This is a genomic window from candidate division WOR-3 bacterium (genome assembly GCA_039801725.1).
In the GTDB taxonomy this organism is placed as follows: Bacteria; Hydrothermota; Tepidihabitantia; order Tepidihabitantales; family DTDR01; genus DTDR01.
This window is the reverse complement of the sequence record JBDRVE010000016.1, coordinates 1-16,300: the sequence shown is the minus strand read 5'-3', so window position 1 is coordinate 16,300 and position 16,300 is coordinate 1. Positions and strand designations below refer to the sequence as shown.

Annotated in this window: 17 protein-coding genes; 7 read left to right on the top strand and 10 right to left on the bottom strand. The window is 30.2% G+C overall.

Annotation, left to right across the window (positions count from 1 at the left end; genetic code table 11):
* Positions 1-2 precede the first annotated feature (2 nt).
* Genes tig through tolB form a run of 4 tightly spaced genes read left to right on the top strand, consistent with a single transcriptional unit; the run spans position 3 to position 4,290 of the window.
* Positions 3-1,184 (top strand): trigger factor, encoded by a 1,182-nt coding sequence (tig, locus tag ABIK75_04585; protein MEO0090364.1) that lies wholly within the window; start codon positions 3-5, stop codon positions 1,182-1,184.
* Positions 1,185-1,198: 14 nt separating this feature from the next.
* Positions 1,199-1,783, top strand: coding sequence for an ATP-dependent Clp endopeptidase proteolytic subunit ClpP (clpP, locus tag ABIK75_04580; protein MEO0090363.1), 585 nt, complete (start codon positions 1,199-1,201; stop codon positions 1,781-1,783).
* The gene (gene clpX / locus ABIK75_04575; GenBank protein ID MEO0090362.1) at positions 1,784-3,010 is read left to right on the top strand and encodes an ATP-dependent Clp protease ATP-binding subunit ClpX; all 1,227 of its coding nucleotides are present in this window, start codon (positions 1,784-1,786) and stop codon (positions 3,008-3,010) included.
* Positions 3,010-4,290 carry a Tol-Pal system beta propeller repeat protein TolB gene (gene tolB / locus ABIK75_04570; protein ID MEO0090361.1) on the top strand — a complete coding sequence of 427 codons (1,281 nt, stop codon included), beginning with the start codon at positions 3,010-3,012 and terminating at the stop codon, positions 4,288-4,290. Before clpX ends, tolB begins: the two co-directional genes overlap by 1 nt.
* A gap of 9 nt (positions 4,291-4,299) precedes the next feature.
* Here tolB and prfB read toward each other — a convergent pair.
* From prfB to ABIK75_04525, 9 genes are all read right to left on the bottom strand, one after another.
* Positions 4,300-5,389, bottom strand: a protein-coding gene (gene prfB / locus ABIK75_04565; protein MEO0090360.1) for a peptide chain release factor 2 whose coding sequence is annotated in 2 segments (ribosomal slippage) — positions 4,300-5,334 and positions 5,336-5,389 — 1,089 coding nt in all. Because the reading frame shifts where the segments join, the coding sequence is not laid out codon by codon here.
* Positions 5,376-5,600 (bottom strand): 50S ribosomal protein L31, encoded by a 225-nt coding sequence (gene rpmE, locus ABIK75_04560; GenBank protein MEO0090359.1) that lies wholly within the window; start codon positions 5,598-5,600, stop codon positions 5,376-5,378. The genes prfB and rpmE overlap by 14 nt, the downstream gene beginning before the upstream one ends.
* 15 nt (positions 5,601-5,615) lie before the next feature.
* Positions 5,616-6,890 carry a transcription termination factor Rho gene (gene rho, locus ABIK75_04555; GenBank protein MEO0090358.1) on the bottom strand — a complete coding sequence of 425 codons (1,275 nt, stop codon included), beginning with the start codon at positions 6,888-6,890 and terminating at the stop codon, positions 5,616-5,618.
* 99 nt (positions 6,891-6,989) lie between these two features.
* Positions 6,990-8,507 carry a cellulose synthase family protein gene (locus ABIK75_04550; GenBank protein ID MEO0090357.1) on the bottom strand — a complete coding sequence of 506 codons (1,518 nt, stop codon included), beginning with the start codon at positions 8,505-8,507 and terminating at the stop codon, positions 6,990-6,992.
* Between the two features lie 33 nt (positions 8,508-8,540).
* Positions 8,541-9,203: a glycosyltransferase family 2 protein gene (locus ABIK75_04545; GenBank protein ID MEO0090356.1), complete on the bottom strand. Its 663-nt coding sequence runs from the start codon at positions 9,201-9,203 to the stop codon at positions 8,541-8,543.
* Positions 9,200-10,087, bottom strand: a complete 888-nt coding sequence (locus ABIK75_04540; protein MEO0090355.1) for a Gfo/Idh/MocA family oxidoreductase — start codon at positions 10,085-10,087, stop codon at positions 9,200-9,202. The genes ABIK75_04545 and ABIK75_04540 overlap by 4 nt, the downstream gene beginning before the upstream one ends.
* Complete coding sequence (locus ABIK75_04535; protein ID MEO0090354.1) at positions 10,084-10,800, bottom strand: PD-(D/E)XK nuclease family protein; 717 nt, start codon at positions 10,798-10,800, stop codon at positions 10,084-10,086. Before ABIK75_04535 ends, ABIK75_04540 begins: the two co-directional genes overlap by 4 nt.
* Positions 10,778-11,725: a UDP-glucuronic acid decarboxylase family protein gene (locus ABIK75_04530; GenBank protein MEO0090353.1), complete on the bottom strand. Its 948-nt coding sequence runs from the start codon at positions 11,723-11,725 to the stop codon at positions 10,778-10,780. The genes ABIK75_04535 and ABIK75_04530 overlap by 23 nt, the downstream gene beginning before the upstream one ends.
* Positions 11,712-13,004, bottom strand: coding sequence for a UDP-glucose/GDP-mannose dehydrogenase family protein (locus ABIK75_04525; GenBank protein ID MEO0090352.1), 1,293 nt, complete (start codon positions 13,002-13,004; stop codon positions 11,712-11,714). Before ABIK75_04525 ends, ABIK75_04530 begins: the two co-directional genes overlap by 14 nt.
* A gap of 114 nt (positions 13,005-13,118) precedes the next feature.
* Between ABIK75_04525 and ABIK75_04520 the strand changes: the two genes are divergently transcribed.
* The 3 genes from ABIK75_04520 (at position 13,119) to ABIK75_04510 (ending at position 15,265) form a co-directional block, all read left to right on the top strand.
* A complete protein-coding gene (locus tag ABIK75_04520; protein ID MEO0090351.1) occupies positions 13,119-14,447 on the top strand; it encodes a kelch repeat-containing protein in 1,329 nt (442 codons plus the stop codon).
* A 30-nt stretch (positions 14,448-14,477) separates the two neighbouring features.
* Positions 14,478-14,618: a hypothetical protein gene (locus ABIK75_04515; GenBank protein MEO0090350.1), complete on the top strand. Its 141-nt coding sequence runs from the start codon at positions 14,478-14,480 to the stop codon at positions 14,616-14,618.
* A gap of 236 nt (positions 14,619-14,854) precedes the next feature.
* Positions 14,855-15,265: a T9SS type A sorting domain-containing protein gene (locus ABIK75_04510; protein MEO0090349.1), complete on the top strand. Its 411-nt coding sequence runs from the start codon at positions 14,855-14,857 to the stop codon at positions 15,263-15,265.
* Here ABIK75_04510 and ABIK75_04505 read toward each other — a convergent pair.
* Entirely contained in the window at positions 15,224-16,099 is an 876-nt protein-coding gene (locus ABIK75_04505; protein MEO0090348.1) for a helix-turn-helix domain-containing protein, read from the bottom strand. The two genes, ABIK75_04510 and ABIK75_04505, sit on opposite strands and share 42 nt — an antisense overlap.
* Positions 16,100-16,300 lie beyond the last annotated feature (201 nt).

The following is a 16,300-nucleotide window of genomic DNA, read 5'->3' as shown; positions in this document are numbered from 1 at the left end:
AGTTGAATATTTCAATAACCAATCGAAATGATTATTTAAAAGAAGCTAATATTATTATTGAAAAAGAAATAGTAGAAAAAAAGATTGATGAAATATTGGAATTTTATAAAGACAAAATTGCTATTCCTGGTTTTCGTATCGGTAAGGCACCCAAAGAAATTATTTACAAAAAATTAAAAAAAGGAATCGATGAATTAGCAGTTGAAAAATTAATAAATGAAACTTATGAAAATATAATTAAAGAAAATGATTGGCAAGTTGTGGGAGAAGCAAAAGTTTCCGAATACGAACTTACACCGCAAAAAGAATTAAGATTTACTCTTCTTTTAGAAATAATTCCGGATTTTCCTTTAAAAGAATATAAAGGAATTCCTATCAAAAAATTAACTATTACTGGTTTTGACCAAGAATTTGAAAAAAAAGTTAAAGACCTACAAGAAAAATGTGCTACTTATACCGAACTTGATCGACCAGCAAAAGAAGGCGATTTTCTTTTAATTGATTACTCTTTGTTGGACGAAAATAATAAGGTAGTAGAAAAAAGAGAGGGAATTTTAATAAAAATCGGTGATGAAAACAATCATCCAGAAATTAATAAAAGTCTAGTAGGAGTCGAACGAGATAAAGAAATCTTTATAAAAGTTGATAATTATCAATATAAAATTTTTATCCGTTCAATAAGAGAACAACATCTTCCAGAAATCAATGAGGAATTTGCCCGAGCTTTAGGTTTTGAGAATTTGAAAGCTTTAAAGGAAGAAATTGAAAATCAAATTAAAGAAGAACGCGAAAAAATCCAAGAGGAAAATAACAAAAAAGAAATAATCGAATATCTTCTTACTAATCATGATTTTGAACCTCCGCCAACAATGGTAAAAGAAAAACTTCAATTCTTCTTAGATAATTTAAACAAAAAAGAAGAAGATTTAACCGAAGATTTTAAAGATAAACTTTTAAAAGAAGCAGAAAAAAGGGCAAAATTAAGTTGTCTTTTATTAAAAATTGCTAAAAAAGAAAATATCGATGTCAGTGAAGAAGAATTAGAAGAAATGGTAAGCAGATTTGAAAATTTCGAAGAGGATAAAATTTCTTTATTAAAAAAGAGCAATTACTTAAAAAGAATAATTTTAGAAGAAAAAGTTTTGAAGTTTTTAATAGATAACGCTAAAATCATTGAGGACTAAAAGGAGGTTTAAGAATGTATGTGCCGATTGTGATTGAGCAGACTGCTCGCGGTGAAAGAGCTTATGATATTTATTCTCGGTTATTAAAGGAAAGAATAGTTTTTTTGGGTTCTCCAGTAGATGATAATGTGGCTAATTTAATTATTGCTCAACTTCTTTTTTTAGAAGCAGAGGATCCAGATAAAGATATTTACCTTTACATTAATTCACCGGGTGGTTATGTTTCTTCCGGTTTAGCAATTTATGATACTATGCAATACATAAAACCAAACGTGGTTACTATCTGTATGGGTTTAGCAGCTAGTATTGCTGCTTTATTATTGGCGGCAGGCACAAAAGGAAAAAGATACGCCTTGCCCAATTCCCGTATCATGATTCACCAACCTGAAATTCATGGACTTTCTGGCCAGGCAACAGATATAATCATCCATGCTAAGGAAATTACCCGTTTAAAAGATCGTCTTAATACCATTTTATCTATTCACACTGGACAACCAAAAGAAAAAATCGAAAAAGATTCTGACCGAAATTTCTTTATGTCTCCGGAAGAAGCAAAAGAATATGGAATAATTGACGAAATAATTGTAAAAAGGAAGTAAATGAAAGAAATTCGTTGCTCCTTTTGTGATCGGCCTCAAGCAGTTTTAAAAAATATAATCGCTGGTAGGAAAGGATATATTTGTGAAGATTGCGTTAGAATTTGTTATAATATATTAAAATCCCAAGAAAAAATTACCAGCGATGTTTTTACCTTAAAACAAGTTCCTACTCCTTCCGAAATAAAAAAATTTTTAGACGAATATATTATTGGCCAAGAACAAGCTAAAAAAATAATCTCGGTAGCAGTTTATAATCATTATAAAAGAATTATTGCCAATAAAACAGATGTAGAAATAGAAAAAAGTAATATTCTTTTAATAGGCCCTACTGGGGTAGGCAAAACATTGATTGCCGAAACTTTAGCAAAATTTTTAAAAGTTCCTTTTTCTATTTCTGATGCTACCCCTTTAACTGAAGCCGGTTATGTAGGAGAAGATGTCGAAAATATTCTTTTAAGATTAATCCAAGCGGCTGATTATAATATTCCTTTAGCGGAAATTGGTATTGTTTATATTGACGAAATTGATAAAATTAGTAGAAAAAGTGATTCGCCTTCAATAACCCGCGATGTCTCAGGCGAAGGAGTACAACAGGCACTGTTGAAAATTTTGGAAGGAACAATTGCTAACGTTCCACCCCAAGGTGGAAGGAAACATCCCGAGCAATCTTATATCCAAATTAATACCCGAAATATTTTATTTATTGCTGGTGGTGCTTTTCATGGGTTAGAAAAAATCATTGAAGCACGATTAAAACAACAGAGCATTGGTTTTAAAGCAGAAATCTATTCACGAAAAGAAAAAACGATTGATGAACTTTTGAATTTAGTAGAACCGGAAGATTTAATAAAATATGGCTTAATTCCTGAATTTATTAGTCGGTTTCCGGTAATTGCTCCTTTACATTCTTTAAATAAAAAAGCTCTAATTGATATCTTAACAAAACCTAAAAATGCAATAATTAAACAATATCAAAAGATTTTTGAAATGGAAGGAGTGAAACTTACTTTTACTTGCGAAGCCTTGGAAACTGTCGCTGAATTAGCCTTGCAGAAAAATACTGGTGCCCGTGCCTTAAGAGGTATTTTAGAAAAAACGATGTTGGATATAATGTTTGACCTTCCTAATATGAAAAACATTAGCGAATGTATCATTACTCCTGAGGTGATTTTAGGAAAAGAAAAACCAATTTTTATAGAAAACCAGTATAAAAGAAAAAAAGCTTAATGTTTTTTCTTCTTTTATTTTTATTTTCTCAATCAAAGGAACTAGAAATTTGGGCAAAAATTACCACTCAAGGAGTAAAAAGAAAAATCCCTATAACTATTGCCGATTTTAACATTGAAAAAGAATTGACCGGTAATTATTTATCTTTTGCTCAAGAGATAAAGAAAATAATTATCGATGACTTAGATTTTTCTTTATATTTTAAAATCTGTTATCCGGAAAATAATAAAACCTATTCAACTGATGAAAAAAAAATTGATTTCAAAGGTTGGCGAACAACCGGTGCCGATATTCTGGTTTGTGGAGATGTATTTTTGAAAAAAAAGAAGATTTTTGTAAGAATCCGATTATACGAGTTAAATATTCAAAAATTAATTGCCAAAAAAGAATATGAATATTCTTTAGAAATAAATTTAAGACATTTTGCTCATAAAATAAGCGATGACATAATCAAAATCTTAACCGGTAACGATGGAATTTCTCAAACTAAAATTGTTTTTCTTTCCAAAAGCGGACAAGGAAAAGAACTTATGATTTGCGATTATGATGGATATAATCTTCAAAAATTAACTAAAGATGGGAAATTGAAACTTTCTCCCGAATGGTCAAAAAAAGGAGACAAAATTGTATATTCAGCTTATGATAATAATACTTTAAAAATTTATTTATATGAGTTAAATAGCAAAAAAACTAAAATTTTGTATGGGGAAAAGGGGTTAGCAGCCACTCCCACTTTTTCACCCGATGATAAATATGTTGCTTTTTCAATGTCCCAAAACGGTAGTATGAATATTTGTCTTATTCCCTCCCAAGGCGGTAAACCACAAAAAATAACCTATACCTCTTCTGTGGCTGTTTCTCCTTCTTTTAGTCCTTCCGGAAAACAAATTGTGTTTTGTTCAGACCGTTCTGGTACACCACAAATATATATTATCAACAGTGATGGAACAAATTTAACAAGATTAACTTATGAAGGAAATTATAATACTTCTCCTAACTGGTCACCTAAAGGTGATTTAATAGTATATGTAGCCAGAACAAAAAACAATAAAAACCAAATTTTTTTAACTGACATACATGGATCTTTCATAAAACAACTCACTTTCGAAGGTAACAACGAAGACCCTTACTTCTCACCTGATGGACTTCATATCGTCTTTGCTTCCGATCGCACAGGGTCTTGGGAAATATACACTATGAATTACGACGGCTCTAACCAAAGAAAAATAACCAATTTGGAAAATGCCTCTTCTCCTGCTTGGTCGCCAATTTTTAAGTAAATGATATAATTAAGTTTTTTCTTTCTGAGTTAAATAAGCATAAATAAACTCATCTAATTCGCCATTCAAAACAGCTTCTACATCTGTTGTTTCGTAATTAGTACGATGATCTTTCACTAATTGATAAGGAAACAGAATATAAGATCGAATCTGATATCCCCAAGCGATTTCTGTCTTTTTTTCTTCATATTTTTTTAATTCTTCTTTCTTTTTCTCTTCGTAATACTTATATAGTTTAATTTTTAATATTTTTAAAGCATTTTTTTTATTTAAAAATTGAGAACGTTCATTTTGGCAACTTACTGTAATACCAGTAGGAATATGAGTAATTCTTACTGCGGTTGCTACTTTGTTAACATGTTGACCTCCGTGTCCTGAAGCACGGAAAGTCTCGATTTTTAAGTCTTTCTCATCAATTTTCACTTCCACATCCTCAATCTCGGGATAAACAAAAACAGAAGCAAAAGAAGTATGTCTTCTTTTATTAGCATCAAAAGGAGAAATTCTTACCAAACGATGTACACCAATTTCTGATTTTAAAAAGCCATAAGCATTCGGTGAAGTTATTTCAATAACTGCCTCTTTTATTCCTGCTTCTTCGTTTGGTTTTAAATCTAATATTTCATATTTAAAATTTTTTCTTTCCAAAAATTTTAAATACATTTTCAATAACATCTCTGCCCAATCACAAGATTCCACACCTCCCGCACCTGGATGGATAGTTAAAATTGCTCCTCTTTTATCTATTTCTTCTTGGAAAAGAGAAGTGATCTCTAGATCTTTTAATCGTTGTTCTAAAGAGGAAATATTTTTATTAATTTCCTCTGCCTCTTCACCATCCTTAGAAAATAGTTCACTTATTTCCTCTAACTCTAATATTTCTTTTTTTAAAGAATCAAATTCTTCTAAAATTTTTTTTAGATTTCCAATCTTCTGATTTATTTCTTGAACCCTTTTGATATTATGAAAAATCTGGGGATTATTTAGCTCTTTTTGAAGAGCAGTTAATTCCTCTTTCTTTTTTTTGATTTCAAAGAAACTCCTCTAAAAAATGGATTCTTTCTTTTAACTCCTCAATTTTTTTTCTATTTATTTTCATTTTCTTCTTTAATTTTCTTAGTATATTTTTTCTTATATTTTTCTACTCTTCCAGCCGTATCAACAATTTTTTGCTTTCCCGTATACAAAGGATGACAACGAGAACAAATTTCAACATTTATTTTTGGTTTGGTTGAGCGAGTAATTACTGTATTGCCACAAGCACAAGTAATTACACACTCTCCATATTTAGGATGTATATTTTTTTTCATGTTCTTTTCCTCCTTTTATCCTTCACTCATTGCTTTTAAAAATTCCTGATTATTTTTTGTCATTTTCATTTTATCTAAAATAAATTCCATCATTTCTACCGGTGTCATTTCAGCAAGCATTTTTCTTAAAATCCAAATTCGGTTTAATTCAAACTCGGTCAAAAGCAATTCTTCTTTTCTCGTGCCTGAACGTTGTAAATCAATTGCTGGGAAGATCCTTCGATCAGCTAATTTTCTATCTAACACTAATTCCATATTACCGGTTCCTTTAAATTCTTCAAAAATTACTTCGTCCATCCTGGAACCAGTTTCAATTAAAGCGGTAGCAATTATTGTTAAACTTCCACCTTCTTCCACATTTCTAGCGGATCCAAAAAATTTTTTAGGTTTTTGTAAAGCATTAGAATCTAAACCACCTGAAAGAGTTCTTCCAGAATGAGGCACTACTAAATTATGAGCTCTGGCGAGACGAGTTAAACTATCTAACAAAATAACCACATCTTTCTTTGCTTCTACTAATCTTTTTGCTTTTTCTAAAACAATATCAGCTACTTCCACATGTCTTTCCGGGACCTCATCAAAAGTGGAACTAATCACTTCCGCTTTTACCGATCTTTCCATATCTGTCACTTCTTCAGGTCTTTCATCAATCAAAAGAATTATTAAATAAATTTCTGGATGATTTTCTACAATAGCATTAGCAATTTTTTGCAAAAGAACAGTTTTACCCGCTCTCGGTGGCGAAACAATTAATCCTCGCTGACCTTTACCAATTGGCGTAAATAAATCAACAACTCTTAAAGACAAATCATTTTTTGAAGGAATTTCTAAACGAATTCTTTCTGTAGGATATAAGGGAGTAAGTTCTTCAAAAGGGATTCTTTCGACAATTTTTTCAGGTGGTTGAAAATTTACTTCGTCAATTCGCAAAAGAGCATAATATTTTTCACTATTTTTGAGTTTCGGAGGTCGAGCAAATCCCTTTATAGTATCACCAGTTTGCAAACCAAATTTTTTAATTTGAGAAGGCGAAACGTAAATATCGCTGGAACTTTTTAGGTAACTATACTCTGGCGAACGTAAAAAACCGAAACCTTCTTCCAATACCTCTAATACACCGGTTACCGGAATTAATTTTTCTTCCTCACCTTCTTTTTGTTTAGCCTCGGTTTCTAAGATTGAAAAAACTAATTCCTGTTTTTTCTTTTCTTTGAAATCAGGAATACCTAAGGCTTTCGCAATTTCTTGTAATTCTGAAACTTTCTTTTTTTTCAGTTCTTCAATATCCATTAACTCCTCCTTTTTAAAATTTTTAACTAAAACCTACTTTTGGGGATTAATTATTTTCATGGGTTATATAATATATTTTAATAAATTCTTTAAGAAAAATCAATCTCGTCGAAGTACGTTAACTGCCATTAACTTTGTTGCAAGATAATTTATAAAGAAATTTTTTATTTTATTCAAATTAGGTAAAAAAGTTAAATAAAAATATCCAACAGGGAAAAAGAAAAGAAAAGGAATTGTTAGATATATTTGTTGAAAAAAAACCGCAATAATGCCGATAATTAAATAAAAAGTAAAAATAATTTCTAAATAATGAACAGAATTTTTAAAATTTAGGGAATAATTATTTTTAACTAATTTTTTTTCCTCAGTAATTCCATACTTGGGTGTTCGAATAAATTCCGAACGCAAATTTAAAAGAGCCTCAAAAACTGCCACCGAATTATTAATTGCTAAGGCCATACCCAATGACATCGCCATAATTATATATTTTATCTCTTTTTTCCAACTTTGCGTTAGCTCTTTTTGAGTAATAAGATAAAACAAAAAGAAAGAAAAGGAGGAAAAGAAGAAAAGCGGAAAATCAACCATTAAAATATGCTTAATATTGAGTCCGTAGCGAATAATCGCCGCCGGAAAAGCGATTATTGTCAAAATCAATATTAAAGGAAAGGAAAAATTAGCCGTTAAATGGAAAAAAGATTCCAATTTTTGTTTAAAAGGAATTTTTGAATTTAATACCGCACCCAATATTTTCTTTGCTGTTTGTACACCTCCCTTTGCCCAGCGATACTGTTGAGCCTTAAAGGAAGTTACATCTATTGGTAATTCAGCATAAACAACATAATGAGGCAAATAAACGAATCTCCATCCTAAAAGTTGTGCCCGAAAACTAATATCCAAATCTTCAGCCAAAGTAGAGCCATCCCAACCACCAACCTGCAATAAAGTTTTTTTCCGCCAAATTCCGGCAGTTCCATTAAAATTAAAAAATAGATTATTATGCGAACGGGCAATATGTTCAACGATAAAATGGCCGTCTAATAATATTGCTTGTAAACGAGTTAATAATGAATAATTCCGATTGATATGTCCCCACCGCGTCTGGACCAAACCAACTTTTTCATCAGTAAAGTAATGAATAGTTTTTAATAAAAAATCTTTAGGAACGACAAAATCAGCATCAAAAATTGCAATAAAATCGCCTTCCGCTTGAAGTAAGCCCTCTTGCAAGGCACCCGCCTTATATCCTTCCCGACGGTCGCGATGAAGATATTTTATATTTATTCCTTTTTCTTGGTATTTTTTTACTAAAGTTTTTAAAATATCCTTAGTTTCATCAGTAGAATCATCTAAAACTTGAATCTCTAATTTATCGCTAGGATAATCAATTTGACAAACAGACTCGACTAATCTTTCGCAAACAAATTTTTCATTATAAATAGGTAGTTGAATAGTAACCTTCGGCAATTCTTTAAAATAATCTTTTGGTGTTATTACTTTTTTTCTTGCTCTTAAATATAAAAAAATTAAAAAATATCGGTGAATCCCATAAAGGGAAATAATTGCTAAAATCACGAAATAAAGAATTAAGATTATGGTATCAAAAAGATTTAACATTAGTTTTTAATTATAATAAAAATTTAAAAAAAATCAAGCAATGCGATAATACAATAAAGTTAATAAAGCAATTATGCCATCTTTTGGTTTTATTTTTTTACCTACTTTTCGCGCTTGATAAGAAATTGGCACTTCAACAATCCTTATTTTTTTCTTTAACAATTTTGCGGTAATTTCGGGTTCAATTTCGAATCTTTTACTTTTTAAATTTAAAGAGAGCATTATCTTTCGAGGTAAAACCTTATAACAAGTTTCCATGTCACTAATTTTACTACCAAAAAGGAGGTTAGTAAAAAAATTAAGAATTATATTTGCTAAGCGACTTAAGAAAAGAAACTTACCACTGCCTTTAAATCGGGAACCATACACAACGATATTAGTCCCATATTTCCTAAAAGGTTTTATCAAATTCAAATAATCAAATGGGTTATATTCCAAATCAGCATCTTGAATAATCACTATATCGCCTGTAGCTAGTTTTAAACCAGCCCGAATTGCCGAACCCTTGCCTTGATTCTTGTCAAAAAATATTTTCTTTATATTGTCAATATTTCTTAATATTTCCTTCGTCCGATCGCAAGAACCATCATCCACCACAATTATTTCTTTTTCAACCGGAACTTTTTTTATTTCATTAATAACTTTTTCAACTGTTCTTTCTTCGTTATAAACCGGAATAATTATTGAAACTTTCATAATAATCTTTCTAATTCATCAATAATTTTCATAATTTTTTCAGTAGAAACACTTTCTTTTATATTCTTGTTAATTAGAGAATCTAAAAAAAATTTTAATTCCCAATATAACGGTAATCTTCTATCTATTCTTTTCACCATCTTTTCCTTTTTATTTTCTATAAATTTTAAAATTGTTAAATTATCATCAAAAATAATTTCTTTACCATTTGATTTAGCAATTATTTTTCTTTCCTTTCCAGAATCATTTTTTCCCCAAACACCAAAAATATGAATTTCTTCTTGGACAGAAAAATTAAAATTTATAGTTCCTTTGCTAATCTCTAAATTTTTCTTGCTTAATTTTTCTCCAAAAAAAAACAAAATCAAACCAATATCATGAGGGCCAAAATCATAAAGAAGATCTTTCGGTTCATTGGTGGTAAGAAAATTGTTCGTTCTTAAAATCTTTAATTCCCAACTTTTCTCTTTAGTTAAATATCTTTTAAATTGCATAACCAAAGGATGATAAAGCAAAATATGACCGGTAAAAATATTTAAATTTTTTCTCTTAGCCAAACTAATTAAAGATAAAACTTCTTTATAAGAAGTAGCCAAAGGTTTTTCAACAAAAAGATTTATTCCGGATGATAAGAATTTATGAGCAATGTGATAATGAGTATCATTAGGAGTAGCAATTATTACGGCATCCAATTTCATTTTTATTAAATCTTGGCAATCATTAGTAATAATAATTTTTTCATTTAAATTATTTAAATCATTTAAATTTATATTCTCTTTATCACAGATAGCCACGATCTCACAGCCAGAAAAACTTTTTAATGTTTGGTAAATCTTTTTTCCCCAATTGCCAAAACCAACAATCCCAATTTTTAACTTTCTCATTTATTGGCCGGACAAATTTCCAAAAAATCGCAATATTGGCAAAATTGACTCTTTTTAGGTAAAAAATCTTTTTCTTTTAAAATTTCTAACCCAATATCCACCACTGTATTTAAATAATCTTCAAATTCTTTATCATCAAAGGTAAAAACAATTTTTTTATAAGGTAAAAGATAATGATTTATTATTTTTATTACCTTTTTGCCGTAGGTTTTTTCCAAAAGAAATTTATAAATCACCGCACTGACTTTGTTTAACTCTTTATCTTCTCTTATTTTGCCTGTTTTATAATCAATAATAATAACCTCATTTTCGCTTATTAAATCAGCACGATCAATTCTTCCGTATAAACCGAAGGACCGATAATATCCTTTTAAACTTTTTTCAACCAAAAATGGCCGGATTTTTAACTCTTCTTCCTTATAAAAATTTTTTAATATTCTTAAACCTTTCAAACCCCATCTCCTTTCTTCCTCAATGGAAGAGTATCCTTTTCTTAACCAATTCTTTCGATAAATCTTTTCTAAATTTTCATAAGTCCTTTCCTCTAAAGAAATTTTAAAAAAATCTCTTAATGTCCGATGTAAGGAGTCACCAAAACTTAAATAGTTTCTCTCTTTTTTATATTTTTTATAAAGTCTATCAATATAATGAAATTTGTATCTTAAAGGACACTGTTTAAAAATACTGATTTTAAAAGGACTTAAAATAATCAATGGTTTTTCTTAAACCTTCTTCTAAACTAATTTTCGGTTCCCATTTTAATATCTCTTTTGCTTTTCTTATATCTGGACATCGCCGATGGGGATCATCAGGATAAGGAGATAGATAAACAATTTTAGAATTTGAATTAGTTAAAGAAATTATTCTTTTTGCCAATTCAATTACTTTTATTTCCTCAGGGTTTCCTAAATTTATTGGTTGGCAATAATTAGAGTAAAAAAGCTTTATTAAACCATCAACTAAATCATCAATATAACAAAAACTTCTGGTTTGATTACCGTCACCATAAATTGTAATATCATCGCCTTTTAGTGCCTGATTGATAAAATTAGGAATTACCCTTCCATCATCTACTCGCATTCTCGGACCATAGGTATTAAATATTCTGGCAATTCTAACCGAAACATTATGCTGTCGATGGTAAGCCATTGTTAAACTCTCAGCAAATCTTTTACCTTCATCATATACTGAGCGAAGTCCACAAGGATTCACATATCCCCAATACTCTTCATGTTGCGGAGAAACTTGTGGGTCACCATAAACTTCTGAAGTAGAAGCCAGAAAGAAAATTGCTTTTTTCTCTTTTGATAGTTCTAAGAGATTATAAGTAGCAAAAGCATTAGTTTTTAAGGTTAATAATGGATAAGTAAAGTAATCCTTGGGACTAGCCGGTGAAGCAAAATGAAAAACGGCTTCAATATTTTTATCTTTAAAAAGATTTTTATCAATTTCATTCACATCTTCTTTTATAAATGTAAAATTTTCCTCTTTCAAAAGATGAGAAATATTTTCTTCTTTTCCGGTAACCAAATTATCAATACAAATTACTTTATACCCTTCTTTAATAAAATGCTCACAAAGATAGGAACCGATAAATCCTGCTCCACCGGTAATTATTAATGTTTTATCTCTTGCCAATTCCGTAATATTGAAATCCTAAACTAATAAGTTTTTCTTTATCTAAAAAATTTCTACCATCAAAAATAATTGGCTGTCGCATTAAACTTTTTATTTTTGCAAAATCTAAATAGGCAAATTCTTCCCATTCAGTTATCAAGGCTAAACAATCAGCATCCTTACACACATCGTAGGGATTATCGCAATAAATAATATCTTTTATAACTTCTTTGGCTTTTTCCATCGCCTTTGGGTCATAAGCCTTAATTCTTGCCCCTTCTTTTTTTAATAAATTAATTATATCCAAAGCCGGAGCAAACCTTATATCATCGGTATTTGGCTTAAAAGAAAGACCTAAAACACCGATATTTTTATCTTTTAAATTCCATAATACCTTTTCAATTTTTTTTACAAAATATTCTTTCTGTTTTTCATTAATTTGGGCAACTTCTTTTAAAAGCCGGAAGTCGTAGCCCAATTCTTCCGCAATTTTAATAAAGGCTGCTAAATCCTTGGGAAAACAGAAACCACCATAACCAACACCTGCTTTTAAAAAATGGGGACCAATTCTTTTATCCAGTCCCATACCTTTTGCTACCATTTCAACATCGGCACCGGCTTTTTCACAAATTATTGCGATCGCATTAATAAAAGAAATTTTCATTGCCAAAAAAGCATTGGAAGCATGTTTAATCAATTCGGCACTTGCTAAATCAGTAACTAAAATTGGTGCCTTTATTGGCTTATAAATTTCTAATAAAATCTCTTCTGCCCTTTTATTTTCTACACCAATGACAATTCTATCCGGATGTAAAAAATCATCAACCGCACTACCCTCTCTTAAAAATTCTGGATTTACTGCCACATCAAAATCAACTTTCTTCTTATTAAAACGGGCAATAGTTGTTCTTATCCATTGAGCAGTCTTTACTGGTACCGTACTTTTTTCCACAATTAACCGATAAGAATCCATATATTCACCAATTTGGGAGGCGACATTTTCCACATAAGATAAATCTGGTTCGCCGGTCTCTTTGGGTGGAGTACCAACAGCGATAAAAAGAACTTTTGAGTTTTTCACACCATAGGCAATATCAGTTGTAAAAGAAATCAAACCTTTCTTCTTTGCTTCTTCCACTATTTTATCAAGTTTTGGCTCATAAATAGGAATAATCCCTTGATTTAATAAATCAATTTTTTTCTCATCATTATCCACACAAATTACTTTATGACCAATATGAGCGAAACAAGCACCGGTTGTTAAACCTACATAACCCGTTCCAATTATCGTAATTTCCATAAATAAAATTATGCTTAAAAATATTAAAAAGTCAAATAATTATAATTATTGACTTAATTTGAAAATTACTTATATAATTATGTTGTAAATGAAAAATGTAAAAAAGGAGGTATGATGAAGAAAAAAAATATTAAAATTTTAATAATGGGTTTATTTTTATTTTCTATTATCTTCTCGCAAACTTGGCAATATGGACCACAAACGGGTTTTCGGTTCTGGCGATTTGATGGCGAATATTTTCCGATAACAAGAAAAGTTTATTTTCTGGGTGGTAGATTAGCAGATAATAATACCGATGGAACTATCTGGTGCTTTAATCCGGAATCATTAACCTATTATCAGGTAGGTAGAAGTATGCTAATTCCTGTCTCTAATTATACTATTTGTATCCTTCGGGATACTACTCATCCGGATACTTATGGTTTATATATCGTTGGCGGCAGAACTCAGGCAGGCACATTTACTCGAGCAGTGCAAGTTTATTATCCTTTAAGCAATAATGTTGCGATTATTGGAACTGATTCTTTTCCTGGGCTTTTAAGTGGTCAACCTTATCTGACACCGGATGCTGCTGTTTATAATAATCGTCTTTATGTTCTTGGTGGCTTTAATTCTAATATCTCACCTTATACAACAAATCAGGTTTGGATGTATAATCCGGAAACTACACCAGGTGCCCGTTGGTCTCAATTACCTTCTTTAGGATTAGCAAGGGTTTATATTAGCACTTGTGTTGTTAATGGTAAATTATATGCCTTTGGTGGTTGTATTTATGACGGTATTTATTTAAGAGCTCAGAAATATTGTGAAGTATTATCCCTTTCCGCACCTGAATCCGGCTGGCAAAGAATTGCTGATTTGCCAGATTCCTCTGGTGAGACAAGGGCATTTGGTTTTGATTCAACCTCTCCTTTTCCTTTCCGGAATAAAATTATTATTGCCGGTAATGGAAAATGGCCTAACGAGACTCCCCAATGCTTTATCTATGATATCGAAACGAATAGTTGGTCAACTTTTACTAACTTAAATTCTGCCCGAAGAAATCATGCCGGTGTATTAATTCCAGAACCCCTTGGCTCCCAAGGTACACCAGGAATGTGGATATTTGGTGGTAGACAAGGTGCGGATACTAATATTTTAAGAACCTGTGAATATTATCAGTTAGGAGTAGAGATCGCCGAACACCTTATAAAAGAATATATCAAAAAATTTATTATCCAACCTAACCCAGCAAAAAACTATGCGAAATTAATCTATCCCAAAAACTTTGAGATAAAAGAATTAAAGATTTATACGAAAGATGGACGAATGATTAAAAACTTACCTGTTAAAAAAGAAACTCCCATCACCTTAGATTTAACTGACTTAAAATCAGGAGTTTACCAATTACAAATTAAAACAAAAGAGATTAAATTTAATAAAGTAGTTAAAGTTTTAAGATAAATTAAAAATAATAAATTTTAAAAACTTCTAATGCGAAAAATTCTAATTATCTTTTTATTTTCTTCATTTATTTTGGGGAAAAATCTTGAAGAATTTCTTATTGATAACACACTTATTTATGGTCCAGCACCGGATAATCAATCTTCACCAGCAATTGCTTTTACGGAGTAAATTATTTTATTGTTTGGATCGATAATCGGAGTGGTTCTTTAGATATTTTTGGTCCAAGGGTTTCTCAAAATGGGGCTATTTTAGATACCTCGGGAATTCCTATCTCCACTGCAATCTATGACCAATCTTCTTCTCAGATTGCTTTTGATGGCAACAATTATTTTGTTATTTGGGAAGACCATCAGAACAGCGTTTCTGCTATTTATGGTGCCCGAGTAACTCCATAAACAAGGGTTTTGGACCGCGAAGGAATTTGTATTTCTCGTAATAATGGTTGGCAGACAAGACCGGTTAATAACGTTCGGCGGCAATCACAAACCAGCATTTACTTATCGGATTTTTGGAAAATTCTATCAATTTACCAGTATACATTTAAAATCTATCCCAATCCTGCTAATTCCTATTTTAATATCTCTTTACTAGAAAATGTTGATCGTTTAAAAATATATGATATCTCAGGAAGATTGGTTAAGAATATAAAAATATCTAATAAAAGAAACTCTCTTTCTCTTTCCGATATTAAAACTGGCATCTATTTTGTTAGGGTTTGGCAATTTACAAGGAAAATTAATAATAAGAAAATAAACTATTTCTCCAAAACCTTATCAACTACTTTTATCAATTCCTCTACTTATATCTTTATCTAACTGAGCGGTAGTAATTTCTTTTTCCAAATCTTCTTTGAATTTATCTAACTTCTTTATCTCTCCTTTTCTTTTTAAAGAATGATATTTTCTTAATATATTCAAATAACTTTTTATATCAAGTATTTTTATTCCTTTATTAAAAAGAACCTTCTTTGCCTCACCTTCAACATTTAACCACTCCTCCATATATCTTTGATAACCTTCAACCATTTTCTTTATCTTCCTATCAGTTATCGGCTTAACACATCTCTTTCTTTTTAATTCCCTTTTAAACCATTTTTTAACAATCTTCATAACTTCTGATAAAAAATTAGGAGAAAATGTCTTTAAACCATCTTTATCCGCCTTTTCCATTAATTTTTCAATAACCTTTTCATCTCCTTTCCCTTCATAAATTCTTAATAAAGAGCGAAAAAACTCTTCACCAAAATTAATATACTTTTCAATCAAATCATTAGAAAGATTAAAAGGTAATAAATAATTTTTTATCTTTGCTGCCAGATATTTTGGAAAGTTAATAAATGTTTTTCTCGGATATTTTATACCGACCAGATATCTCTCAACATCTTTCTCATATTTCTCTTTCTTCTCCTTTTTCCTTAAAATCTTATTCATCTCCCAATCCTCAATCTCTTTAAAAAATTCTGAATAAGATACTTGTAATCCCCTTAAATAATTCAAAATAATAACCAATGAAGGCTCCTTAATCTTACCCCTTTCCAACTTTGAAATATAAGAACCTGTCTTTCTACAAAACTTAGCAATATCTTTTATCTTATATCCCCTTAACTTCCTTAAATTTCTTAATAATTTTCCAACAAATTTAGAAAACATAACCAACCAAAAAAATAAATAATAGATATAATAAAGATAAAAAGTCAAATAAAAAGTATTCTAAACTAAATCAATTAAATTCTTAAAATATGAAAATTTTTGACTATTTTATAACTCCTTATTTTTCAATAACTTACCTCACTTTCCCAGTTTCCTGTATGGAAACTTTTTATTTGGCAGAAATTTTATATAAGTATTTGA